The 25176-nt window shown below is 46.2% G+C and carries 26 protein-coding genes and 2 pseudogenes; 24 read left to right on the forward strand and 4 right to left on the reverse strand.

Annotated features, from left to right (window positions below; genetic code table 11):
- From NE562_RS00005 to NE562_RS00055, 11 genes are all read left to right on the forward strand, one after another.
- On the forward strand, window positions 1-914 hold a 914-nt coding region (locus NE562_RS00005), incomplete at its 5' end, for a glycosyltransferase family 2 protein (RefSeq protein WP_280960330.1).
- Window positions 911-1318 carry a GtrA family protein gene (locus tag NE562_RS00010; RefSeq protein WP_280960331.1) on the forward strand — a complete coding sequence of 136 codons (408 nt, stop codon included), beginning with the start codon at window positions 911-913 and terminating at the stop codon, window positions 1316-1318. The genes NE562_RS00005 and NE562_RS00010, both read left to right, overlap by 4 nt.
- A gap of 369 nt (window positions 1319-1687) precedes the next feature.
- The gene (locus tag NE562_RS00015; protein ID WP_280960332.1) at window positions 1688-2026 is read left to right on the forward strand and encodes a hypothetical protein; all 339 of its coding nucleotides are present in this window, start codon (window positions 1688-1690) and stop codon (window positions 2024-2026) included.
- Window positions 2027-2105: 79 nt separating this feature from the next.
- Complete coding sequence (locus NE562_RS00020; protein WP_280960333.1) at window positions 2106-4625, forward strand: YfhO family protein; 2520 nt, start codon at window positions 2106-2108, stop codon at window positions 4623-4625.
- 35 nt (window positions 4626-4660) lie between these two features.
- Window positions 4661-5443, forward strand: a complete 783-nt coding sequence (gene rfbF / locus NE562_RS00025; protein WP_280960334.1) for a glucose-1-phosphate cytidylyltransferase — start codon at window positions 4661-4663, stop codon at window positions 5441-5443.
- Complete coding sequence (gene rfbG, locus NE562_RS00030) at window positions 5440-6501, forward strand: CDP-glucose 4,6-dehydratase (RefSeq protein ID WP_280960335.1); 1062 nt, start codon at window positions 5440-5442, stop codon at window positions 6499-6501. The genes rfbF and rfbG overlap by 4 nt, the downstream gene beginning before the upstream one ends.
- Window positions 6494-7846 (forward strand): lipopolysaccharide biosynthesis protein RfbH, encoded by a 1353-nt coding sequence (rfbH, locus tag NE562_RS00035; protein ID WP_280960336.1) that lies wholly within the window; start codon window positions 6494-6496, stop codon window positions 7844-7846. The genes rfbG and rfbH overlap by 8 nt, the downstream gene beginning before the upstream one ends.
- Window positions 7843-9561, forward strand: a complete 1719-nt coding sequence (locus tag NE562_RS00040; protein WP_280960337.1) for a thiamine pyrophosphate-binding protein — start codon at window positions 7843-7845, stop codon at window positions 9559-9561. Before rfbH ends, NE562_RS00040 begins: the two co-directional genes overlap by 4 nt.
- 41 nt (window positions 9562-9602) lie before the next feature.
- Window positions 9603-10043, forward strand: a complete 441-nt coding sequence (locus tag NE562_RS00045; RefSeq protein WP_280960338.1) for a GtrA family protein — start codon at window positions 9603-9605, stop codon at window positions 10041-10043.
- A 76-nt stretch (window positions 10044-10119) separates the two neighbouring features.
- A complete protein-coding gene (locus tag NE562_RS00050) occupies window positions 10120-11046 on the forward strand; it encodes an NAD-dependent epimerase/dehydratase family protein (RefSeq protein ID WP_280960339.1) in 927 nt (308 codons plus the stop codon).
- Complete coding sequence (locus tag NE562_RS00055; RefSeq protein WP_280960340.1) at window positions 11043-11984, forward strand: glycosyltransferase family 2 protein; 942 nt, start codon at window positions 11043-11045, stop codon at window positions 11982-11984. The genes NE562_RS00050 and NE562_RS00055 overlap by 4 nt, the downstream gene beginning before the upstream one ends.
- Window positions 11985-13051: 1067 nt before the next feature.
- Here NE562_RS00055 and NE562_RS17855 read toward each other — a convergent pair.
- A pseudogene (locus NE562_RS17855) lies at window positions 13052-13430 on the reverse strand (transposase); the annotation flags it as partial.
- Between NE562_RS17855 and NE562_RS17860 the strand changes: the two are divergent.
- The 4 genes from NE562_RS17860 (at window position 13371) to NE562_RS00075 (ending at window position 14507) form a co-directional block, all read left to right on the forward strand.
- Window positions 13371-13586, forward strand: a complete 216-nt coding sequence (locus NE562_RS17860) for a hypothetical protein (RefSeq protein WP_419195980.1) — start codon at window positions 13371-13373, stop codon at window positions 13584-13586. The pseudogene NE562_RS17855 and the gene NE562_RS17860 sit on opposite strands and share 60 nt — an antisense overlap.
- Before the next feature lie 112 nt (window positions 13587-13698).
- Window positions 13699-13929 (forward strand): hypothetical protein, encoded by a 231-nt coding sequence (locus tag NE562_RS00065; RefSeq protein WP_280960341.1) that lies wholly within the window; start codon window positions 13699-13701, stop codon window positions 13927-13929.
- Window positions 13930-14082: 153 nt separating this feature from the next.
- Complete coding sequence (locus NE562_RS00070) at window positions 14083-14343, forward strand: hypothetical protein (RefSeq protein ID WP_280960342.1); 261 nt, start codon at window positions 14083-14085, stop codon at window positions 14341-14343.
- Complete coding sequence (locus NE562_RS00075) at window positions 14334-14507, forward strand: helix-turn-helix domain-containing protein (RefSeq protein WP_280960343.1); 174 nt, start codon at window positions 14334-14336, stop codon at window positions 14505-14507. The genes NE562_RS00070 and NE562_RS00075 overlap by 10 nt, the downstream gene beginning before the upstream one ends.
- Before the next feature lie 25 nt (window positions 14508-14532).
- Here the strand turns inward: NE562_RS00075 and NE562_RS00080 are convergent, their stop codons facing one another.
- A complete protein-coding gene (locus NE562_RS00080; RefSeq protein ID WP_280960344.1) occupies window positions 14533-16089 on the reverse strand; it encodes an S-layer homology domain-containing protein in 1557 nt (518 codons plus the stop codon).
- 17 nt (window positions 16090-16106) lie between these two features.
- On the reverse strand, window positions 16107-17678 hold the full coding sequence (locus tag NE562_RS00085) for a TcaA NTF2-like domain-containing protein (RefSeq protein ID WP_280960345.1): 1572 nt from the start codon (window positions 17676-17678) through the stop codon (window positions 16107-16109).
- A gap of 266 nt (window positions 17679-17944) precedes the next feature.
- On the opposite strand from NE562_RS00085, the gene NE562_RS00090 reads away from it, so the two are divergent.
- The 8 genes and pseudogenes from NE562_RS00090 to NE562_RS00125 all read left to right on the forward strand — a co-directional run bounded on the left by NE562_RS00090 (window position 17945) and on the right by NE562_RS00125 (window position 24069).
- A complete protein-coding gene (locus tag NE562_RS00090; RefSeq protein ID WP_419195975.1) occupies window positions 17945-18190 on the forward strand; it encodes an XRE family transcriptional regulator in 246 nt (81 codons plus the stop codon).
- Between the two features lie 93 nt (window positions 18191-18283).
- Window positions 18284-19384, forward strand: a complete 1101-nt coding sequence (locus NE562_RS00095; protein ID WP_280960347.1) for a zinc-binding protein — start codon at window positions 18284-18286, stop codon at window positions 19382-19384.
- Entirely contained in the window at window positions 19385-20323 is a 939-nt protein-coding gene (locus tag NE562_RS00100) for a class II glutamine amidotransferase (RefSeq protein ID WP_280960348.1), read from the forward strand.
- Between the two features lie 317 nt (window positions 20324-20640).
- Complete coding sequence (locus tag NE562_RS00105) at window positions 20641-20886, forward strand: hypothetical protein (RefSeq protein ID WP_280960349.1); 246 nt, start codon at window positions 20641-20643, stop codon at window positions 20884-20886.
- Window positions 20887-20998: 112 nt separating this feature from the next.
- A pseudogene (locus tag NE562_RS00110) lies at window positions 20999-21574 on the forward strand (recombinase family protein); the annotation flags it as partial.
- Window positions 21575-21745: 171 nt separating this feature from the next.
- Window positions 21746-22549: a hypothetical protein gene (locus tag NE562_RS00115; protein ID WP_280960350.1), complete on the forward strand. Its 804-nt coding sequence runs from the start codon at window positions 21746-21748 to the stop codon at window positions 22547-22549.
- A complete protein-coding gene (locus tag NE562_RS00120; protein WP_280960351.1) occupies window positions 22546-22935 on the forward strand; it encodes a hypothetical protein in 390 nt (129 codons plus the stop codon). The genes NE562_RS00115 and NE562_RS00120 overlap by 4 nt, the downstream gene beginning before the upstream one ends.
- Before the next feature lie 21 nt (window positions 22936-22956).
- Window positions 22957-24069 (forward strand): HipA protein, encoded by a 1113-nt coding sequence (locus tag NE562_RS00125; RefSeq protein ID WP_280960352.1) that lies wholly within the window; start codon window positions 22957-22959, stop codon window positions 24067-24069.
- Between the two features lie 395 nt (window positions 24070-24464).
- On the opposite strand, the gene NE562_RS00130 is transcribed toward NE562_RS00125, so the two are convergent.
- Complete coding sequence (locus tag NE562_RS00130) at window positions 24465-24935, reverse strand: hypothetical protein (protein ID WP_280960353.1); 471 nt, start codon at window positions 24933-24935, stop codon at window positions 24465-24467.
- 50 nt (window positions 24936-24985) lie between these two features.
- Here NE562_RS00130 and NE562_RS00135 point away from each other — a divergent pair, with 50 nt between their 5' ends.
- Window positions 24986-25168, forward strand: coding sequence for a hypothetical protein (locus NE562_RS00135; RefSeq protein ID WP_280960354.1), 183 nt, complete (start codon window positions 24986-24988; stop codon window positions 25166-25168).
- The last annotated feature ends 8 nt before the right edge of the window (window positions 25169-25176 follow it).

Genomic DNA, 25176 nt, shown 5'->3' on the forward strand with positions numbered 1-25176 from the left:
ATGAGCAGGAATCCCTTCCGCATTTTTACAGCGCAATTGTGGACGAGGCTGCCAAGCTGAATACGGCTTACGCGTTGGATGCCGAGATTATATTTATTGATGATGGTTCATGTGATAGCACGCTTGAATTGCTGCGCAGTTTTGCGTTGCAAGATGACCGTGTTCGCTTTATTTCTTTTTCTCGCAATTTTGGAAAAGAAGCCGCGATGTTTGCTGGTTTGGAAGCCAGCACTGGAGACTATGTCGCCGTGATGGATGCGGATATGCAAGATCCGCCGTCATTGCTTCCAGAAATGTATGAATTGCTACTGTCTGGAGAATATGACAGCGTGGCGACCCGGCGTGTCACTCGTGAGGGAGAACCACCAATACGCAGTTTTTTTGCACGCTGCTTTTACAAGCTCATCAACAAAATATCGGATGCTGATATTATAGATGGTGCACGGGATTTTCGCCTTATGCGACGTACAATGGTGGATGCAATCCTATCCATGCGTGAGTATAATCGCTTCTCAAAAGGAATCTTTGGATGGGTTGGATTTAAAACCAAGTGGCTGCCGTATGTCAATGTTGAACGCGTTGCCGGTGAAACCAAATGGTCGTTTTGGAAACTGTTTTTGTATTCACTCGAAGGGATTGTTGCTTTTTCAACAGCACCATTAGCGATTGCTTCTATTCTAGGCTTTCTGCTTTGTTTTATCACTTTTATCTATATATGCATAATTGTGTTCAAAACATTAGCGTTCGGCGAAACGGTAGGTGGATATCCTTCTATAATGTGTGTCATTCTGTTTATCGGAGGTATTCAACTATTTTGTACAGGTATTTTGGGACAGTATTTATCTAAAACATATTTAGAAACAAAGAAACGCCCCATTTACATAGTCCGTGAAACGGAGGAGGGCGTTAAATGATTCGCTTTCTCGACCGTAAGCTTCTGAAATTCTTGCTTGTCGGCGTTGAGAATACATTGATCGGCACCGCTATTATGTTCGGCCTTTATAATTTTGCGCATTCCTCTTACTGGTTAAGCTCTGCGGCAAACTATATATTGACTAGCATCTTAAGCTTTTTTTTAAACAAGTATTTTACTTTTCAAAATAAGGATAGGGACTGGAAACAAATAGCACGTTTTGCAATCAATATCATGGTGTGCTATATGTTAGCCTACGGTATTGCAAAACCGCTTTGTTTATACATGCTTGCGGGAGCAACAGTAGCTGTGCGGGACAATGTTTCCATGCTTGTCGGCATGTGTTTATTTACAGGTCTTAATTATTTAGGCCAGCGTTTTTTTGCTTTTAGGGAAAAAATGTAATCACTTCTTAATATTAAGATTACATAGATTGGGAAACATATTCCGACCAATATCAACGTGTCTTAGAAATCGACATAAATTGATCATTAAACAAAATAGGGGGGGGGACCCTCATGGGAAAAAGAATAAAATCGGCTATTATAGTTTTATGCATGCTAATTGGACTGATGCCGACTGCGATCGCTTCAGAAGAAAATGTTACACCATAGGAAATTGATATTGAGCAAATTGTATCAGGAGAATCTTAATCGAATGGTTCTGGCGAATCCGAATGGATTTGCGGAAAGGGATAATTGGGCAATTACACAAGCTAACTCCCTTAAGATTGTCAATCGGGCGATTCCGATTCTCCGGAAAAAACACTGGGGAATGTTTTATGGACAGCCTGATAATTTAAACATTACCGGCATCTATTCCGATGGCTGGCTGGCAAAAGAGAGCGCTTTCCAGATCCGTTCCGGTGAGGATGGACTGCCTCATGTGGAACTGTATCAGCCGAAAGAGGAGTATCAAACCATGTCCGGCGTGATCACAGTGAACGGGGACGCGCAGGAATTTGCCCTGATCGGGGAAACAACCGTGCTGGACATCCCTGTGGAGCCGGACGCGCTTTTGGACGTGTCCATCGTTATGGAGCGGGACTTCCCCGCCGACGGCGACGATATCCGGCAGCTCAGCGTATTTTTGTCGGATCTGTCGTGCTCATAAAAAGGCGGCAGCGGGGATTCCTGAAAATGCGGGGATATATGAAACCATATTCACAAAACGAAAAGTAGGAGAAGATTTGATGCATTATAAAAATTCCGCACCCGCGATCGGGAAAAACGCCGTGTTCCGCCACAAAATAAGATCCGTTTGTATCACGCTGCTAATCGTGCTTCTGTTTCTCACTGTTAGCTGCATCCCTTTTGTAAATAATCGGTATGTTGCTGGTTTGGGCGGCGACGTCGCGGGATATCATTTTTCGCCCTTTGCTTTCGCCGCTCAATCGCTGAGGGGAAGTGGGGAGTTGCCCCTTTGGAATCCATATTATTGGGGTGGCATCTCCGGTTTCCATAATTTGACTGCACCGTTTTATCCGATCATCTATCTATTGCTTCCGTTTTTTCCTGCGGAGTACGGTGGGGTCTCTTTTGCCATCAGAGAAGCGGCGATCATCCTGCATGTTTGGCTTCTGCAAATCGGGCTCTACGCCCTGTGCAGAGGGTGTGGCTGCCGCCGGATATCCGCGATTGCCGGCGCCTGCGCCTGCGGAATCGGCGGTGGAATCCTTTCCCTTACCGCGTGGTCCTCTCTACTTTTTGCGCTGTCCTATGCTTCGCCGTTGCTTGCAAGCGCCGTCTATCTGGCTAAGGATCGCGTGCCGGTCTTTAGCTGGAGATCAATCCTGACAGGCGTGATCTTAGCTTTCATGCTGCTCTCCGGACTGGCGCAGGGTCCGGTGCTGGTCGTTTTACTGTGGGCCGTCCTCTATTTTACATATCTCTGGGTGAACCGGCGCCAGCGTGCCACAATGGTTCGGATCACGCTTAAATTTTTGCTTGCGGGATGCGTGGGCGTCGGCTTGGCCGCTCTTTCCCTTTTTCCCACCTTGGTGCAGACGGGGATCAACAGCCGCTTTGTAAATGATATTGGAATTTTACGGCCCGGTGAGCCCCTGCCGTTTTGGGCTTTTATAAAAGACTTGGCTCAAAGTGGAGAACTGCGAAACGTAAACGTCAGCTATTTTGGAACTCTGGCTGTGGGGCTGTGCGGTGTTTTTTTTTCCATCCTTGGCTTTTTTGCAAAGTATGCCGAGCCCGCCCCGCCTACCGCGCAAGGGGCGGAACGGAATGATCCAACCTTGTCCGGTCTACCGCCGTGTCCGTTGACGAGAGTCGAATGCTATGAGAAACGGGTCGGTTTGATTTTTGGAAAGGTAACGGTTGCCATCGCCCTGCTGGGGTCTTTTGCAGTGGGATTTCATGATATTTTCTACTATATTCCGTTCGTCAATCAAATTCGGGAACCGTTTCTGTTTGGTTTTACATTATTTATTGGAATCGGCGTTTTGGGGGGCTTGGGACTTGACGCTCTGTTAGATGCGGCGAACAAACCTAAGATGCCGCTCAAAGAAACCTTTTACAACGTGCCGCTTCTGGTTGCCGTGGAGGGTGTGGTTCTTATATCCGTGCTTTTGCCGAATCGAATTGAAAAGTACAACGCGGTGGGAGTTCTTTTGATTTTGCTGATGTTAGCCACCCTGAAATGGCTGTCCGCCTATCGACGGACAGCCGCCGTAACAGTCACGGTGGCATTGGTTCTGACATTAACAGCGCAGAACGCTCTGGCTTTTCGCGCCGGCTTTTCTTCTGAGACGTTTCTAACGTCGGAGGAAGCGACGGAGAGGATGCAGCGGATTCTGGCGCAGGATAACCGCCTGTTTGAGGCGGTCGGAAATTCAAATGCAAAGGCTCCGGTTCGGATTACGACTTGGGGCGCGACTCAGGTCCTGCCGACAGACAGTTCTGCTTATCTAAGTTTCAGTAATATTGTAGATTACTGGAATCCCATCTATATGAAAACGACAGACGTGCATTCGTCATTGCAGATGGATAAACGAATCGCCCTGCAAAATATTGAGTATTGGTTTCTTCCCGCAGACGAATCTTCTGAATATGTGGAAAATCTGGGATGTAAATATTTAACGACGGTGGATGGGATCTATCCCGATTTTGATTCCGACGAGACGCTCTCTGTGAAAATATATGAAACGCCCTCCCTTGGTCCCGCTTGGCTGGTCTACGATTTCTTAGAATATCCGGATGGATTCGGCCCGCAGGAGACTCTTACTCTGTTGAGCGACCCCGCCTTTGACGTTGCGGCCACCGCTTTAATTGACGAGAGCACAGGAAAGCAAATCGAGGCCGACACAGGGTCGGCGCTGGAAGAGATTCGCGCGCCCGAGAATCCGAGCTATGTCGAGGTGCTGGAATATAAGCATAACACCATCTGCTACCGCACGCAGAGCGACCAGACAGGCCTTGTCGTGATTACGGAATCGGACGCGCCCGGATGGAAGGCGACAGTGGATGGCGTTGAGACAGATATTTTAACCGTCGACTTTGACCGCAAGGGCGTGTTAGTCGGGCCGGGTGAGCATGAGATTGAACTGATCTACCGGCCGGATTCCTTTGTCGCTGGACTTGCCGTCACCGGACTTACTGTCGCCATACTGGTGGGATATGCCGGTTGGCGCGTTGTTCTACTCCTTCGCGTAAAAAAGACTGTGAAAGAAGTTCTCGAGAAATCCTCAGAAGCAAACTAACGGGATTATAACGTTTAAAGAAAAGGGGTCGTAACATGAAAGCTGTTATTCTTGCCGGTGGGTTTGGCACCCGCATTTCCGAAGAATCCCAGCTCAAGCCTAAACCGATGCTGGAGATTGGCGGAATGCCTCTGCTTTGGCATATTATGAAGGAATATTCCCACTATGGATTTAACGAATTTATTATCTGCGCTGGATACAAGCAGCATATCATCAAGGAGTGGTTCGCCGACTATTTTTTACATACCAGCGATATTACATTTGATTTTACGCAGGGAGATAACATTATCGTCCACGACCAGCATTCGGAGCCTTGGAAGGTGACGGTAGTGGATACAGGGCTAAACACCATGACTGGTGGGCGAGTGAAGCGAATTCAGCGTTATGTGGGCGACGAACCTTTTATGCTCACATATGGTGACGGTGTTTCCAACGTAGACATCTGCGCATTAGCTGCGTTCCACAAGGCTCATGGAAAGTTGGCTACTCTTACCTCAGTTAACGTGGATCAGCGTTTCGGCGTATTAGATATTGAAGAGGATAATACCATTCGGTCTTTTCGGGAAAAGTCCACATTAGATGGCGCTAGAATCAATGCGGGCTATATGGTTTTGGAGCCGCAGATATTCGACTATATTGAAGGCGACGCCACTGTGTTTGAAAAACAACCGCTGGAGCGACTGGCAGCTGCGGGACAATTAAAGGCCTATTTTCATCCCGGATTCTGGCAGTGTATGGATACCAAGCGGGAAATGGACAAGCTGGAGGAACTGTGGGACTCCGGGAACGCTCCATGGAAGGTATGGGAAGATAAATGAATTGGGATTTTTATCGTGGCAAGAAGGTGTTCGTCACAGGACACACCGGCTTTAAGGGCACCTGGCTGTGTAAAATTTTGCTGGATGCCGGAGCGAATGTAACGGGATATTCCTTGAAACCTCCTACGCAGCCCAACCTCTTTTCCCTTGCTAGTGTGGAAAAACAGATGCAGTCCGTTATTGGCGACATCCGGGATATGGACAAGCTACAGCAGGTGTTTGAGGAGACAAATCCAGAAATAATTTTGCATTTGGCGGCGCAGCCGATTGTGCGGGATAGCTATCGGGAGCCGGTCTATACCTATGAAACTAATGTAATGGGCACGGTACATATGTTGGAGTGCGTCAGGAAGCATCCGAACGTTCGCTCTTTTCTTAATGTGACGACGGACAAGGTATATCAAAACAAAGAATGGGTCTGGGGGTACCGGGAGAACGAGCCACTCGATGGATTTGACCCGTATTCCAACTCGAAATCTTGTTCGGAGCTGGTCACGCACAGCTACAAGAACAGCTTCTTTGTAGAAAGTTGCACGGCGATTTCGACTGCCCGCGCAGGCAATGTAATCGGCGGCGGAGACTTTGCGAACGACCGCATCATACCGGACTGCGTGCGCGCAGCTGTCAAGGGAGAACGCATTATTGTGCGGAATCCGCATTCCACGCGGCCGTATCAGCATGTATTGGAGCCGTTATTTGCTTATTTGATGATCGCGCAGAAGCAGTATGAGGATGCGTCCTTTGCAGGCTATTACAACGTCGGACCGGATGAATGTGATTGCGTTACGACGGGCACGTTGGTCAATTTGTTTTGTAGCACATGGGGCAACGGGCAGGCGTGGGAGAACCGCTATGTAGGCGGGCCGCATGAGGCAAATTTTCTTAAGCTGGACTGCTCGAAGTTGAAAGCGGTGTTTGATTGGAAGCCGCGCTGGCACATTGCTCAAGCGATTGACAAGACGGTGGAGTGGACTCGCGTATGGCAGGACGGCGGCGATATTGCGGCGTGTATGAGCCGGCAAATCCAAGAGTATATCGGAGGAAATCTTGATGTTTGAAAATATGACGGAGCAGCAGGCGCGGGAACAGATACTGCAGACGGTTGCGGACTACTGCAAGCGGTATCACAATGTCAAAGCACCGTTTGAAGCAGGGCAGCGGATCCCTTATGCTTCCCGTGTGTATGACGAAAAAGAAATGGTGAACTTGGTTGATTCAGCGTTGGAGTTCTGGCTGACTGCAGGGCGGTATACCGATAAGTTTGAACACGATCTGGCTGCATATTTGGGCGTGAAATACTGTTCTTTGGTCAATTCCGGCTCATCGGCGAACTTGCTGGCATTTATGACGTTGACCTCACCGCTGCTTGGCGAAAAAGCGGTAAAGCCAGGCGATGAAATCATTACGGTAGCTTGTGGCTTTCCAACTACGGTTACTCCTGCCATCCAGTTTGGCGCGGTGCCGGTATTTGTAGATGTGACGATCCCGCAGTACAACATTGATGTCACGATGCTGGAACAGGCCCTGTCGGATAAAACCAAGGCGGTGATGATCGCGCATACCTTGGGCAATCCGTTCAATCTGGCCGTGGTTAAGACATTTTGCGATCAGCATGGACTTTGGCTGGTGGAGGACAACTGTGACGCCTTGGGATCGCGCTATACGCTTGACGGAAAAATACAGTTTACCGGCACTTTTGGCGATATTGGTACGTCGAGTTTTTATCCGCCGCATCATATGACGATGGGCGAAGGGGGGGCTGTCTATACCAATAATGCGCTTCTCAATAAAATTATTCGTTCCTTCCGTGATTGGGGCCGTGACTGTATCTGCCCATCTGGCTGCGATAATAAGTGTGGGCACCGATTCGACAGACAATATGGAGAGCTTCCTTTGGGATATGACCACAAATACGTCTATTCGCACTTTGGATACAATTTAAAAGCAACCGATTTGCAGGCAGCTGTCGGTTGCGCTCAAATAGAAAAGTTTCCGCAGTTTGTAGAGCGCCGAAAGCACAATTTTACCCGACTGAAGGATGCCTTGCAGGGACTTGATGATAAGCTAATTCTGCCGAAAGCTTGTCCAAACAGCGATCCAAGCTGGTTTGGCTTTTTGCTGACGTGCCGGGAAGGCGTAGACAGAAACGCAGTGGTAGAATATGTCGAAGCGCACGGCGTACAAACACGTATGCTGTTTGCCGGCAATCTCACGAAACACCCATGTTTTGATGAGATGCGCAAAACTGGGAAGGGCTATCGCGCGGTTGGAAACTTGGAAAATACAGACCGAATTATGACAAACACGTTTTGGGTTGGCGTTTATCCGGGGATGACGGATGAAGTGATTGATTATATGGCAAGCATTATTCGGAAAGCCGCTGAAAAGGACGTATTGACATGAAACTCAGTGACTATATTGTTGAATTCTTAATTGCGCAGGGTGTTACTGATATTTTTGGATACCCTGGCGGAATGGTGACGCATTTTATGGATTCGCTGGATCGATATCGCGATAAAATTTCTGCTCATGTAAACTATCATGAACAAGCTTCTGCATTTTGCGCTTGTGGTTATGCACAAGCAGGCGGGCCTTTCGGTGTAGCCTATGCAACGAGCGGACCTGGTGCAACAAATTTAATTACAGGTATTGCGAATGCATATTTTGATTCAATACCTACTTTGTTTATAACCGGTCAGGTCAATACGTATGAGGCCAGAGGTAAAATGCCACTACGGCAAAAAGGATTTCAAGAAACAGATATTGTTGCCATTGTGACTCCGGTAACAAAATATGCAGTTCGGATTGATGATCCGAATCAAATTCGATATGTACTTGAAAAAGCGGTATATCTTTGTTCTAGTGGACGTCCTGGTCCAGTGTTACTTGATGTGCCTATGGATATTTTTCGCGCAGATATTGATATACCAGTGATTAAGAAATTCTGTCAGCCTGAAAGCGAAAAGCCGGACTATACTTTTATCGCTGAAGAAATGCTAGGGCTACTTAAAAATGCAAAGCGTCCTGTTATTTTAGCAGGAGGTGGAATTGTTACATCAGGATGCGCATCTGAATTTCGGCAAATAGCACATTTGTTGAATGTTCCTGTCGTAACCAGTATGATTGGGTGTGGAATACTTGCGACAGATGATTTGCTAAACTATGGTTTTATTGGAGCATATGGAAATCGCAGTGCAAATTTTATAATATGCAATAGTGATTTAATTATTTCTTTGGGTAGCCGTTTGGATTGTCGACAGACGGGAAATGATTTAACTAAATTTGCACCCGACACTGTAATTTATAGAATCGATATCGACGCAAATGAATTCAGTAACCGAATCAGTAATAAAGAAATACAAGTTACGGCTGATTTACGAGATCTATTACCGGCTATTCTTAAGCGAACGCAATTAGGTGTTTATCCCACTTGGATTACAAAATGTAATCGAATAAAAAAGCTCCTCGGTAATTTGGATCAATCAAAGCCGACTGAAATGATTGCTCAATTAGGATCGTGTCTTCCAAATGATGCAGTTATAACAACTGATGTCGGGCAAAACCAGGTATGGACCGCACAATGCTTGATGCATAGCGAACAACAAATGGTTCTTTTTTCGGGTGGGCATGGTGCTATGGGATATGCATTGCCTGCTGCAATTGGTGCATATTTTTCGCAACGGAGAGCGACAATTTGCATTGTAGGTGATGGCGGCCTACAAATGAACATACAAGAACTGGAGTTTGTAGCTCGAGAAAGTATTCCTCTAAAAATTATCTTAATTAATAATAACAGTCTTGGAATGATTCGGCATTTTCAGGAAATGTATTTTGATTCTAATTTTATGCAAACCAAGGCAGAGAAGGGGTATCTTACTCCAAACTTTGAGGCCATTGCCAAAGCCTACGGTTTGCGATATGGGCACTGTGAAACAGCTTTGGGTATTGAACAATATAAACCGATGCTTATGGATCAGCAAACACTTTTTTTGGAAGTACAACTTGATGATACTACATATGTCCTCCCTAAACTATCGATGGGAAAGCCTATCTACGATCAAGATCCGTTAATGTCTCGGAATTTGTTGCAAACCCTTATAGATATTTGCTATGATTAAAATGTTTTATAATCATATGTTTCATTGGGGAAGCAAATAAGATGAAAAAATTAAAGGATTCCTTACCAATTATGTTATCAGCAAGACTGGGTAAAACAGCTTGGCAATTTGTAAAATTTGGTATTGTAGGTTTATCAAACACAATTATTTCTTTGGGTGTGTACTGGCTTTGTTTCTATGGTTTACACTGGCATTATCAAATTTCAAATTTAATTGGATTTATAATAAGTGTTACCAATGCTTATTACTGGAATAGTAAATATGTTTTTATGAATACGCGACAAGTTGGATTATCAGCGCAAATAGTGGCGTATTTTAAAGTGTTTTTATCTTATGGCGGAACGTATTTGTTTGGGGTCGCATTGCTTTATGTTTGGGTTGAAAAATTGGGTATATCCGAAGGTATTGCACCTATAATTAATTTGATTATTACTATACCATTAAACTTTCTGTTAAACAAACTTTGGGCATTTAGAAAGTAATAAAACAGGCCTTAAGACTCTACTATCCGAAAGGCATATTGCTAAAATATCATCTATATGAAGGAATACTTGATCGATGAAACGAATTGCAATTACTGGAGCTACTGGATTAATAGGTACATCGCTGATAAGAAGCTGTATTAAAAATCAAATTGAAGTATTGGCCCTTTTAAGACCACAATCTCCTAGGGTTAAAGATTTGCCGCGGGATAACTTGCTCACTATTGTACCATGTGCTTTAGCTGAATTGCCTACATTGGATATCAGCGCAATATCTTGCTGTGATGCATTTTTCCACTTTGGGTGGGAAGGTATTTATGGAAACGCAAGAAACGATAGCAGTTTACAAAATGCAAACATTCAGCATACATTAGACGCTGTGGAATTGGCCCATCGCCTGCATTGCAAAGTGTTTATCGGTGCGGGATCACAGGCGGAATATGGACGCACCAATGAAATGCTTCGCGCTGATACTCCGACTTTTCCTGAAAGCGGGTATGGAATTGCAAAATTGGCTGCGGGTGGGCTTAGTAGACTGCACGCGCACCAGCTTGGGATGAAGCACATATGGTGCAGGATATTAAGCGTTTACGGGATAGGGGATAATCCGTTTACGCTGATTCAATCGGCAATTGCAGCGTTCTTAAAGGGCGATGCAGGCCACTTTACTGCAGGAGAGCAGTTGTGGGATTATCTATACTGTGACGACGCGGCGACAGCGCTGTTAAAACTGGCGGAGAGCGGTCAAGACGGACATGTTTACCCGCTCGGCAGCGGACAGGCCCATCCATTGAAAGAGTATATAATCAAGATCGCAGAAGCCTGTGACAATAAAGTATCGCCCAATCTGGGAGCGCGGCCTTATGGGGAGAATCAACTGATGTATTTGTGCGCCGATACTTCAGATTTAATAAGAGATATCGGGTTCCATCCCCAAGTTGATTTCGATGAAGGAATACGCAGGACCGTGGAATGGTATAAGACGGCGAGGTTGCAAAAATGATAAAAATAAGCGTTATGATTCCCTGCTATAATGAAGAAGAAAATGTGGTGCCGATCAGCGAAGCGGTCGTTAAAATACTGACAGAACAGTTGTCTCAATATGATTATGAAATTTTGTTTATTGATAATGGTTCCACTGACAAGACCAGGATTCTTCTGGAGGGAATTTGCGCGGGAAATAAAAAAATTAGAGCGATTTTAAATACAAAAAACTTTGGTCAATTTAACTCGCCCTATTATGCAATGTGTCAGACGACAGGGGACTGCGTGATTTGTCTTTGCTGCGACTTTCAGGATCCGGTTGATATGCTCCCGAAGTTTGTTGCTGAGTGGGAAAACGGCTATAAAATCGTTTGCGGTATCAAAACGACCAGCAAAGAAAATAAACTGATGTATTTTCTTCGTTCCTGTTACTATAAGCTGATTAAAAAAATGAGCAATGTTGAGCAGATAGAGCACTTCACAGGGTTTGGACTATATGACCGCTCCTTCATTGATGTACTGAGAGATCTTGATGATCCAACGCCTTTTTTACGAGGTATTGTAGCTGAGTTGGGTTTTGCAAGAAAAGATATACCTTATGAGCAAGCGAAACGACGTGCCGGCAAAACACATAACAACTGGTACAGCCTATATGACGCGGCTATGCTTTCATTTACATCCTACACCAAAATTGGCCTGCGAATTGCCACTTTTGGTGGATTCGTTTTGTCCGCATTAAGCATTTTAGCCGCTGTAATTTATCTGGTTCTAAAACTGCTATATTGGGATAGGTTCCCGGCAGGCACCATGCCAATTCTGTTAGCTGTTTTGGTATTAGGCTCAATTCAACTGTTTTTCATCGGGTTGCTCGGAGAATACATTATGAGCATTAATAACCGCGTGATGAAAAGGCCACTAGTTGTGGAAGAGCGTAGATTAAATTTTAAAGATAATTAAGCTCAAAATAAATAATTTGAATATTTTTACGTTTTGAAGAGCAATGAATAGAGGTTATATGAATGAAAATTCCGGATTCAATGATTGAGAAAATTATGCTGGCTGTGTTTAAGAGAGAGTTTGATTAGATTCTGCGTGTTGACCTCGGTCCAACTCCGGCGAAGGAGATTAAGCGTCCTAAAAAGTTGGCGGCTGCATGCAATTCGGGTGGATCCACAAAAAAATTCACCAGAAAGAATGGCTTTGCACATTGGGAGGGCATCGCTAGGACGGCGATTGCGTCAGTTGAGTATCGTTATGGGATTTTGATATTAGATCGTTTTGACAGACGGACAATGTTTACGATCCAGTTTCATCTGATTGACCAGTTGACATAATTATCGAAATGTAAAATTCAAGCGGAGGATATGCGGCAGTTGCTTGATATGGCAGATAAAATAAGTAAGGACTGGCGTTTAAAAACGGATTGGGATATTCCGATGCCAGATTCGGAATATTAAGAAGATCCATTTGAATTCGATTTCCCTCAAAGGAGATATTGCATATGGTGCAAAAAAGGCTGCCACATTTGGTAATAGATTCGCTCCGGAATATGATGAGCAGAAGTTAGTGGATTGGTTTCCACGTTCTCCGGAGCTATCGGTAGTGTTCATCGTAGCACTCGACGCTCAGGTTTGAGTCCGGTTACATAGCTACGCAACCCCAATCATACTGTATAATTTTGTAGCGAACAGTTCTGATTCGGCGGAATGGATAGTGGAAATACTTCGTGCAGTTTCTCTAGCGGACGCTACATTAAGTTCTAACACAAATATGTTTAGGTGTCTATGCAAAGACAGGAAGATACCGATACATGGCTCAACTGTGAACAATTATCGTTGGTATCTGTAGCAAACGATACGGAATTTGAGAAGCTGGGTAGTGTCAAGAATTATGCGCAAAAAGGTATGCAGATTCTGAAGGAAGAAGTCAGCCGGCAATAGAAACGTCCTCGTCGGAAGTCTCCGTGTGCTTCATATTCATATACTTCTTATTGCTCCACCGGGAGCCAGCGACATGGCGAAGCCGAGCACAGACCAGCATGAGGGCGGAATTGCCGTCCGGGAAGCAACCTACCACTCTGGTGCGGCGGTGAATTTCCCGGTTGAGACGCTCAATGACATTGTTGGTACGGATGCGTGTCCGGTGCTCGCTGGGAAAATGGAGTAAGACAGGGTCTCATCAATCCCATCCTCAACCTTTTGGGCGGCTTCCTTGCTTCCTTGGGGCATAGATCGCCTTGAGCATTTGGGCTACCAGCTTTACCTTAGAGCGCGGCGTCACAGAGAACATATTATGATAGAAATGTACCGTACAGCGCAGGTATTTGGTATTCGGAAACACCTCATGGGCAGCTTCAAGCATACCTTGACATTTGTCGACAACAATAAGCTTTACACCATTCAAGTCACGCTCACGGAGCCACTGGAAGAAACTTGCTCAACTGGTCTTGTTCTCCTTCATGCCCTCTGCGATACTCAGAACCTCACGATATCCATCCTCATTGACGGCGATCGCAACCAGAATGGCGACATTCTAAAACTCTCCGCCCTCAGAATTTAACTGTACGATTTTTTCAGGTATGGTTTGCTCGCTCCTTTCGAATGGTGTGTCACTACTTCATTCTACCGGAGTTTTGCAAAGCATACTCTTTTTTTTCTTTTTGCGCAATTTATTGTACCTTACGGTGCAGCGCAGACAAACCGTCGATGCGGCCTTCAAATGGATGCGTGCGCGTGATATCAGAACGGATGATCTCCTAGCCAAATTTGCAAAACTCGGTTTGAATCCAATTCCACTGCGCAAAGGCTACGCCGCAAAGCGGATGCCCAGTCTGCCTGAAATTCTTCGAACGGTCGAAGACCATGCGGTCGAAGTGGAACTAAAATATTGGAAATGGAAATAGCGATAGGGGCGTATCTCTAAGCTTGCAATGTGATGGGAGCGTCTCTATTTAAAATGAATTGAGCAACATAGAAATAAAGTGTGGTGAAATGCAGCATGTTACGCCTTTCCATTTCGTCAAACGCCAATTCATTTTAAAACGAGGTAATATATCATGAAGTACATCGATTACAACAACATGAAAGATTTCTATACGGTGGAGGAGGTCTGCCGTCTGTTCGAGATGGACAAGGCAGAGCTGAAATGCCATTCCGATCAGTACCAGATTCAGCCGCAAGAGGACCAATACGGCAATTGGGGCTTCCGAAAGGTTCTCGTGCGGAAGCTGCATAATTTTATCTATAAGGAACAGAAAAACAATGGCTCACAGCACAATTCCACCGCTTATGGCCGGAGGAATGCCCCATGGGCATGAACGAAATCCTGACCGTCAAGGAGGTCGCTCTTCTGCTTAAGACCACCCGTCAGCAGGTACGGAAAATGATACAAAACGGAGAACTCCCGGCCGTGAAAGTCGGCCGGGAGTGGAGGGTTCCATATAATTTAATAGAAACATTTTTTTCTGAGAATCTTGCGTAAGGAACGGATACGTAGTGTATCGCATTTAGTCTATGGGAGACAACTTCCGAATGCATGCATCGGCTGGGTAGAAAAGATAGAAATAGTCTGTCCCAGCTGCCATGATATTGCAGAGCTGATACATTGCATTGCCGCGTAAAGGCAGGCCGTCTAGAATTTGCACATGCTCAGCATCAACCATTAAATTAGAGGTCTGTGTACTGGGATCAATACAAAGCAATCCAAATTCTTTATTGCCGAGAGTGTAAAATTTTCCGTTGTAATCTGATGGGATAGGATAGTATTCGTACCAAGAGTTTTCTTCTGTTGTGGAGACAGCTATATGTTTAATCGTACTTTGATTCATATCAAACATTGCTAATTCCTTCCCGAGCCCCATGAGATCACCGTTTGAATATCCTAAATGCATGCCATAGGTATCCGGTGTACTAGCGTTTCCAACAAAAAAGATTTGCGGTTCTGATTTGAAATTCCAACGCCTGTTACCGGTCCAAAAAATTAACGCTCCGGATGGATCAATGACAGCGCTGTTCATCGTACAACTGTTGTCATGGGAATTTCTTCTAAAATCGTAATTCGGCGACAGGGAAGTTCCGAGCACTTTTCCAGTCTTTAAATCGATTGCCATCAGGCAACCAACGCCACTATCTCTGATCCAAGAGAATAGTAATGCATAGACGCGTTCATGTTTGGCATCAGTTGCGAGTTCTTGAAAGTACCAGTTCTCATAGTTAATCGTATTTGTTTGATATTGAAGAGTAATTGGCATATATCCATCAAATACAACTTCGCCGTCAGCATAAATTTTGTCATTTGTTGCATAATACAGTGTATCCTCGCAATCGACAAGCATTTCTCGCACATCGGCAATATTGTATGCTGTGTCAATTTGATATGTATATCCACTCGAATTTTCGACCTCTACACGTTTCGAAGGATCGACCAATCTCACCAAAATGGTTGCGACCTCTGCGCGCGTAATGCTGGAATGCGGATTAAATGTACCGGAGACATCGCTTCCTGTTAAAATACCTGCTCGATAGAGCATATAAATTCTATTGACAATCTCTGCGCCGAACTCATCTGCAGAGAGGTCAGGAATATATCCCATAGGGATTGTGTTAATCTCGCCATACTCGGTGCTAGGAAGCGCTTGGCTGATCCAATACGCAAAGTTAATCCGATTGTCTGCTGCTTGCTCATAAAGGCCATTGCCTAAATAAGAAGCATCAATGTTGTTTTTTACGTAATCAAAGTATTTGTTTGCCCAATAGACGCTGGAGAATTGTTCTCCAATTTGATTGTCATGGTAAATAGCGTGAATACGTGCCAATAGAACAGTGGTTTCCTCTGCTGTAAGGGTTTGATTAGGTGAAAATGTTGTCGAACTAGTTCCGTTGACTAAGCCCAACTCATATGCTCTTTTAACGGAATCATGAAACCATGCATTGGGGGGAACATCGGTAAAATACTCTGCATAAGCACTTTTTATTGTAAAGTTCTCCATAGATGCTCCAGCCATTGTAATCGGAGCAACACAAATCGTAAAGGCCAAGAGCATGCATAATAATACTTTTTTCATGTTTTTTCACTCCTTTTTTAATTTTGCTGTTCTATCATTTGATATAGCAACCAACTTCCATCAGATTGTATTCGCATATAGTAAGCATAACTCTGTGGCACTTCCTCATAATTACCATCTGCATATGTTACGCCAATAAGTTCTTTGGAAACAACAACTGCTGTACCATCGTCATTAAGCCAACTGTTTATTACAGATAACGAGACTACTTTTTCCTTGATTCCCTGCTCTACTAAATTGTATACCAGATTTTTTTGATCGTGATAAATTATACTATCATTCTCAAAAGTAGGCTCGACAATAGAGAAATCACACGTATTAATTGCATCATTTAATCCATATACGTAGCTATTAAGCACTTCAGTAGTTTTTTGCTCCCAATCTGAGTCAGCAGCATCGTTTAAGATCGCGCCTTTACTTTGACTTACCTGAGACTCCGTTATATCGGTTTGTGTAAGAGACTGCTGTTGGTTAGATTCAACAAGTGTTAAGTCGTCGGCATCGATATCTGTATATTCATGTAAATGATCCCTGATCGATGCAGTTGTTTCATCAACATTGATTGTTAGCCAACCGGACGCATTAGTTTCATTCGGATATCTGGAATCTCCTTTGATAATAAACGAAGCCCGAGTTTCATCTCCGTATTCGACATTGTAGATATCAACAACCAAATCTTCTGATAACATATCTTCAGAGATCAACGATTTCCAAGTAATCGTATAGGTAACTTCTACAGGCTCGCCGTCTACAATAATTATCGTTAAAACTATGTCGCTGCCTTTGTTGGTCGTTTTACCGGCATATGTTCGGGTGGTTGAGACTGGCGAACTGATCGTACCATTCTCGCTGCTCACGGTATTATAGAGATACCAGCCAACTTGGCCATTTGCATAATAATCGTCGCCTAAATATACATCGGATGAATAGCCAAGAATGTACAAAGGATTTAAAATTTGTGTATATAATCCATACTTGTTACCACATTTTCCTGAATAACTCCACGTTGCGACCGGTTGTTCATAGGGAAAGCGCCCTTCGCTTACGTTTTCCTGATAAGTGTAGCCAAGAACATTGGATTCTGTGGACGCTTCAGCTGCAGATGCATAATAATCGCCTTGTGCAAAGCTCGACTTATCAAAAGTTTCTGGCATATTAAGAGCACTACAGTAATTTAGGACGTTCATAAGTTCTTCAAAGCGGGGCGCTGCAATCGGATGGGACTCGTACGATTCGAAATACCAGTCATCAAGAATCCATCCACCTTCGGAATACAATTTATAATTTGCATATGCAGAACCTGAATATTCGTGGATAGAATTTGTGGCGGTAAAATTGAACCATACTGTATCCAGACCTTCATTTGATCGGGTATCTCGCTTGGAAATGCTTAAACTGGAAATTTCGTAGGACAAAAATTGCGTTGGATCGTCTATATCAGCACGGCTACTGATCCACATCTCTGATAAACCCTGAGCCAAAACATCTGCCTTAATCTGTTTCTCTTTAGGCGGTGCATGCCCACAAGCCGATAACATAGACAATATCCCTAACACCAGAATCGCTAAAAACGTACTTCTTGCTTTCATATTAATCACCTTCTAAATACCTGTTTTCATCATTTAATGATGTTCAAAGCAATTTTTGATTTTCGTACATAGAGCCGCACCTCTTTTTTTGGAGTTTGCTGGTGTATATTTTCTTACATATCTCCCTTACAAGTTGTTGGTTGTAAAATAAGTTTCTCGTGTATTGTCGAAAGAAACTTTTTTTATATTACTATTATAATTGGTATAACCAAAATTATCAACCCCAAAATTCGATATACTGGTAAAAATACCGGTAGGTGATGGAGTTGAACAAGAGGAAGCTGGCGCTGGGAGATCGGAATATCGTCGGCGCGCGGGTCACGCAGGCGCGAACAGAGCAGGGGATTTTGCAGAAAGACCTGCTCGCGCGCATGCAGGTGGCCGGCGTGGACATTAGCCTGCCTGCGCTTTCGCTGCTCGAAGGACAGAAGCGGCCGGTGTCAGATATTGAGCTGAAAGCACTGTCAGAGATTCTGAACGTCGATGTGCGATGGCTGCTTGGGCAGATATAAGCTGTACAAGTCCTGATTTCATCTATATATTATAAAAGTGAACCCGGAGAATCGCCTTCTCTGGGTTCACTTTATTTTATTGGAGGAATCGATATGGAAAACACATTTATCTGTGACCGCTGTGGGCAGCGTTACGCGGCATCGGAGCGTTTTCGGGTGGGAGCGGACGAGCTTTGCAAGAGTTGTGCGGAAGCGATGACGCTCCTGTGCGACGAGTGCCGGACCCGCATCTATCGAGACGACGATCAGGGCGATGCGCGGCACGTGCTCTGTCAGGTATGCTATGACCGGTATTTCACGCGCTGTGATCACTGTGGGCGGGTGATCAGGAATGAATGCGTCCGCTATCGGGATTGGAACGAGGATGCGCTCTGTGAGGAATGCTATGATGAGCTGGAAAACTCCGGCGTGATCCATGAATACGATTACGTGCCTGACCTTGTCTTTCACGGCAAAGGTCTGCGCCACTTTGGCGTCGAGCTGGAGATCGACGGTGGGGGACGAAGCAACAGCAAGGCGGAAGAACTGCTCAAGGTCGCAAATGGCGAAGCGGAAAATCTGTATATCAAATCGGACGGCAGTCTGGACGACGGTCTGGATCTTGTGACGCATCCGATGACGCTCGATTACCATTTAAGCGAAATGCCTTGGCCCGAAATACTGGACAGGGCCCGCTCGTTGGGATATTTAAGCCATCGGGCAACGACCTGCGGCCTGCACATCCATATTTCACGGCTGGCGTTCGGCTGTACTTACGACCAGCAGGAACAAGCGATTGCCCGGCTGCTCTACTTCGTCGAAAAATTTTGGCCCGAGTTGCTGCGGTTCAGCCGCAGAACGCAGGGTCAGCTCAACCGCTGGGCGGCGCGTTATGGCATGAAGCTCTGCCCACAGGAACAAATCGTCCACGCGAAAAACTCCGACGCGGGCCGGTATACGGCGGTCAATCTGACGAACAGCGAGACGATAGAGATCCGCATCTTTCGGGGCACGCTCAAACTGAATACACTTCTGGCCACATTGCAACTGGTAAATCACCTTTGCGATGTGGCCGTTTTGCTGTCCGATGAGAGCTTGCAGGACATGAGCTGGTACGACTTCCTGAACCGAGTGAAGGAGCCGGAGCTGATCGCCTATTTGAAAGAGCGCTGTCTCTACGTCAACGAACCGGTACATACAGAGGAGGATGATTAAATGTGCAGTCTATTCGGCCTGATCGACCATCAGAACGTGCGCTCCGCCAAACAGAGGAATCGCATTCTGAACACGCTCGCCCGCGAATGCGAAAGCCGGGGAACAGATGCGACCGGCATTGCTTACAACTTTGGCGGTAGAATGCGGATATACAAGCGTCCGCTGCCGGCGCATAAACTGAAACTGCGTCTGCCAAACGGCGTCAATGTCGTCATGGGACACACCCGGATGACCACGCAGGGTAGCGAAAAATGCAATTACAACAACCACCCGTTTATAGGAAATGCGAATGGAAAAACTTTCGCGCTGGCGCACAACGGCGTTCTCTGGAACGACCGGGAGCTGCAGGCCAACCTGCCGAAAACCAACATCCAGACGGACAGCTACGTTGCCGTGCAGCTGCTAGAAAAGCAAAACGCCCTCGACTTCGCCAGCCTGAAAAGCATGGCGGAAACAGTCGAGGGTTCTTTTGTGTTCACGGTGTTGGACGCGGAGAATACGGTCTGGGTGGTGAAGGGTGATAATCCGTTCGCGCTGTATCGTTACAAAGGCTTTCTGCTGTACGCTTCCACGGAAGAGATCCTGCGGAAAACTGCAAAGCGGCTTCGTCTTGGCCCACCGTGCGAGGTCGTAGAGCCGAAGGAGGGAGATATCTTGCGGATCGACAGCACGGGCCGTATTGCGACAGGCAGCTTCACGCCGCGTCAGAGCTACGAGCATTGGTGGAGATACCGCCCGTATTACGAATCGTATCGGTTGGGAAAAACGCAAACGGCTGAAATCGACGGCTTGTTCGATGTCGCCAAGTCACTGGGCATCAGTCCAGACGAGGTGCAAGCACTTTTCGATTACGGCTGTTCACCTACAGAGATCGAGGAATTGCTATACGATCCGGCCTTGCTGCATGAGCTGACGGGCGAACTGCTGTATGCGTACTGATGGAAGGGGGTGAGAAAATGAACTGGGGAGCCATCCTGATGGCCGTCGGCATGCTCGTGAGCGAGTTGCTGGACGACGAGGAAGAATAGAAGAAAATCTTAAGCGAAAAGTAGTATCCCAAAAGGTACACCTTTCCGGAAGGTAGAAAAACATGCAAAAACATGCTTAAAACTATCCGAAAAGGTCCCAATCAGGTTTGCGGAAATGTCCGGAAAGGAAACCACCTTTCCGGACACTTTTCCGCTGCTGAAGAGCGGTAAGATTGTTTACATCCACCACATTTTGTGATAAACTAGGCATAGAAAGAGGTGATCATTATGATGTACCCGTTCATGACTTTGGATGATAGTACCGAGATCGTTCATTCGGAAATGCAAGCTGATGGAAGTGTCAAAGTATATATGGAGCGACCCGATGAAAAACTCTGTTTCTGCCATGCGTCCTGCTATTTGCCGTCTTATCGTTGGGAAGATATCGTGGGATTCACACCAGAAGAGGTCGCCCATTTAAAGAAAACTATAGAATTTTCCGCCCATTTGATTTTACAGGAATCAATCGGTTGATACTGTGCAATTTTATTATATGTGCACCCCAATTCGGGGTGCTGCTTTTATATCCGAACATATTTCTAAATAAACTGGGGTTGATTTTACGCATAAGACCTTTTATTACGCCCGCGTCTCAACACGCGAGCAGAATCTGGATAGGCAGATCGAAGTGTTTAGACAGCTCGGCGCGGAGGAACGCGAGATCATTACGGACAAAGAATCCGGGAAGAGTCTGGATCGTCCGGGCTATCAGGCACTCAAAACAGCAATGCTGCGTCCGGGTGATACGCTGGTCGTCAAATCGCTTGACCGGCTTAGCCGCAGCAAGACGGATATCCGCAGCGAGCTACAGTGGTTCAAGGAGAACGGCATCCGACTCAAGGTGCTCGACCTTCCGACGACGATGATGGAGCTGCCCCAAGGGCAGGAGTGGGTGTTTGATATGGTAAACAATATCCTGATCGAAGTGCTGGGAACGATTGCGGAACAAGAGCGCCTGACTACCCGACAACGGCAGCGCGAAGGGATCATAGCGGCCAAGGCCAAGGGAAAGCACCTTGGAAGATCTAGGGCAAAAAAACCGGAAAACTGGGAGGAGTTGATAGGTGATTGGAGGGCAGGTAAGTGCACCGGAAGGGAAACGATCCGCCAAGCGGGAATGTCGAAAAGCACCTTTTATACTCTGTTGCAAGCAGAAAAATAGACTGTGATTTTCCTATGGGTATGATATAATAGCCGCGAAACGGCTATTATATCGCTTATTTAATTAATTATATCATCAGCGGCGCTTAGCGGCGTGTTATGACTTTGAAATGGCTTGCCGCTGTGATATAATGGATAAGAAAACGGAAATGGAAAGATGGGTGATTCCCAAATGAATAAGATGCAGTGGCCGGAGCTGGAGGTCAAGCCCGGTGTGCCGATGATCTTATCCAGCACCAGCAAGGGCGACGCCATGAAGTGGTATTTGCCGGAGAACAATACCTTCGTAAAAGCAAACCGTATGGACCATGGACGGGAGTATCAAGATTCGATTGCCGAGGTGATCGCGTCACGGCTGGCGGCGGAGATGCACATCCCGGCGGTACCCTATCGGCTGTGCCGCATTCGGTTGGAGGAGGGCCGGTCGATCCTCGGCACCGCTTCCCCCAACTTTTGCGCGCCGGAAGAAACCTATATTTCCTTTGAAACGATGGTGGAAAGCGCGGCAGAACCGGTCAAATGGGGCGTGGCCGCGCGAGATAACTACCAGCTCGTGCTCGATTGGTTCCAAAAGCAGACGGAGCTGGACGCCCGCGCCTATCTGGATACCATGCTGCTGCTTGATTTTCTGATTTGCAACGAGGACAGGCATCTGAATAATTTTGGCGTGCTCAAGGATTCTAGAAAGCATACCTATCGATTCCCGCCGCTGTTTGACAACGGGTACGCGCTTGGCTTTATGCAGGCGGAACAGAAGCCGGTCGAGCAGTATTTGTATTCGTGCAAAGCCAAGCCGTTTTCCACGAGCTTTTCCAAACAACTGCATTTGATAGAGCGGCTGCCGGAGGGGCTTGTGATACCGGAGTCGGTCAGTGACACGCTATTTGTAGGACTGCCGGTTTCGGAGCAGACGATCGCGTATTGCCGTGAAATCTTGCTGACACGGCTGACACAGCTAAAGGAGTATTTTCAATGAAGCAAGTCGGTTTTGATATTTACTGGGAGGACAGCCCTGCCGTGCGCGTCCGCTTCGATGCGGCGGGGGAGCCTTGTTTTCAGGTGCTGGACGCCGCACAGCTGCCCGTACTGCTTTATGGGATGGACGGAAAAGCAAAGCCGGATGCGGAGCGCCTGGGCCGCTTTCTGGCGGATCGGTGCTTTCCATCCACGCGGCAAAATGCAAAGGAACTGCTGGGGATCCTTGGTCTGTCGCTATACCAGCCCAAGCTGATCTGCCGCAAAACGCACGGCGTGGTGGCGCATGACCATTTTTGGCTGCGTTACGAGGACGACCCGGCGGAGATTAGCTATGAAGGGCTGCTGCGGGAAATGCAGCAGGGCACGAAATACCATGCAATTTGATTGCGCGCGGGAGACGGACCAATGAAGATGAGACCTCATAGCGAATATGTGCTCCTAAACAAAGATGCCCCGATGCTGCACTTCCTTTGTACCCGCAATGCGTTTGACGAGCCGGAGTTTCTGGAAGGGGAATGGTCGGTACCATACAGACCGATCGGATATTCGGACTTGACCGCGTTTCTGGAGCAGCGAAAAGCGCCCAAGCATCGCAAGCATATTGCGGAATTGCTGGAGCGATACGGCTGCGACGATTTAGAAGGGTTTCTCAAAATAACGCACGCGCTTTCCTTGAACGACACCTTTTGGGTGAAGGAAGCGGGCGCGACGCTCACTTGGGCCGAGGTATCGCTGTATCAGAATGAGTTTGACAGGCTGATCAGTGAAGCCGCGTTTGACGGCAAGATCAGCGAATCCGACCTGCTCTCAACATCGCCGGAATTTGGTACGGACGGCTATTATGCGAAATGCTGGATTCGAGAAGGTAAGGATATTTACCTTTACAAAAGCGGCAGCGCGCTGTATGAGCTGGAGCCGCTGTCGGAATTTCTTGCGTCGCAATTATCGGCTGCGCTCTGCCCAAATGCGGTTCGATATGAATTGGGTGTTTACCATGATAAATTGGTGAGTACATGCAGGCTGTTTACATCGGAAAAGCAGGGCCTTGCAAAGGCGAGCGCCGTTTTCGGAGGAGAACGGACGATCCCAGCACTGCTCGACTATTTCACTTCGATCGGAAGTGAAGACGAATTCCGGCGTCTGTGCGTATTAGATGCGCTGATTTTGAATCCCGACCGGCACTATGGCAATTTTGGCGTACTGTTTGATACGGATACAATGCAGGTACAAAAAATGGCGCCGGTTTTTGACAACAACCGCGCCTTGTTTCCGGAATTGAACGAAGAAGAACTGGAAAACCCGGCGTGGTACCTGCAAAAATGCCGTCCGCGACTGGGTAAGGACTTCATCGTTACCGCGCGCGGCTTATTGACGCCGGAGATCAGGCAGGATTTAAAAAATCTGATCGACTTCCGCTTTCAGCCGCATGACCGGATCGAAATACCGCGGGCAAGGATCGAAGCATTAAACAGCATTGTGCAAACACAGCTTCGCGCGATAATGGAAACGACAGAATAACTAATCGTAATCTTCTAGGAATAAAATACTTTCGAAAACTGTAATAGAGCCGCTGCGTGCAGAATTTTGCATACAGCGGCTCTTTTGAGTGCGTTCACATGAGCACTAGACGATGAAAGTCTGTTATGCGCTCGGTAGCAGAAAACGTTACCGAAGGAAAGGACATCCGTTGTGAGATGGAAGCTGAGGAAAGCCGAATGTCACGGGAAAACGTGGCAGGTACCCCCTTGAAGTGACAAACGGAAATTACGGTGAAAGCCCATACACGGGCGGATAACCTGATCAACCAACGAATAGTGTTTGCAATCTGGGGTATCTGGGTAAATCACCCAGATACCCCGAAGGGTTCTACTTACAAAATGAATGTAATACGATCTATGGCTCCGGCGGCAAAGTTATTCCGCTTTATCAGACTCGTTTCTATCAGCTTTGCAATGGATTAGTAGCGCGACTCCATAATGTCCAACAATGTTAAAACAGAGATGCAAAAGCCTTTGATAGAGCCAAACATAATGTCCGTCATTCAATGAAACGGGATATTTGGGAATTTGGTGCTCTGCGAAATATTTGTTGATGATGGTTTTGATGCCGTCTGAATGATTGGATTTATTGGGTAGATCCTTAAAATGGTTCTCTAATGTATTTATGGCATCCTGCACAGTAAGCGATTGCTCTATGGAAGGCAATACGTTTGATTTGAAAGCAGGTTCGGATTGCGGGTTTAAATTCTTTAGTGAATTCTTCAAATGGCTATTGAGTGCGTAAAAATTTATATAATTTTCCTCGACATATTCATTAAACGCGTCAAGCAATTGGTCACAGAAATTGGGGTAAACTCGATTTGCTGTTGCAGCAACTGCCGGCACTAAGTATGTCACAAGGAAAAATAAGGAATACTACATACGAGGAGGGACGCATGATGGATAACTCGCTGCAACGGGCGCAGGTGTATCAGATTTTGGCGCTCAACGATGAAATGCTCAAAAACGGGCATATATCCCGGGATGAGCATGATTTTGTACGGCGTTTGCAGGTCAAAAAGTTGACGGGCTTACATGGACGCGGTACAATGGAAGTACAAAGCAAAAACCTTACCTGAGGAGGGTC

This window comes from Butyricicoccus faecihominis (assembly GCF_024462775.1).
GTDB classification, from domain to species: Bacteria; Bacillota; Clostridia; order Oscillospirales; family Butyricicoccaceae; genus Agathobaculum; species Agathobaculum faecihominis_A.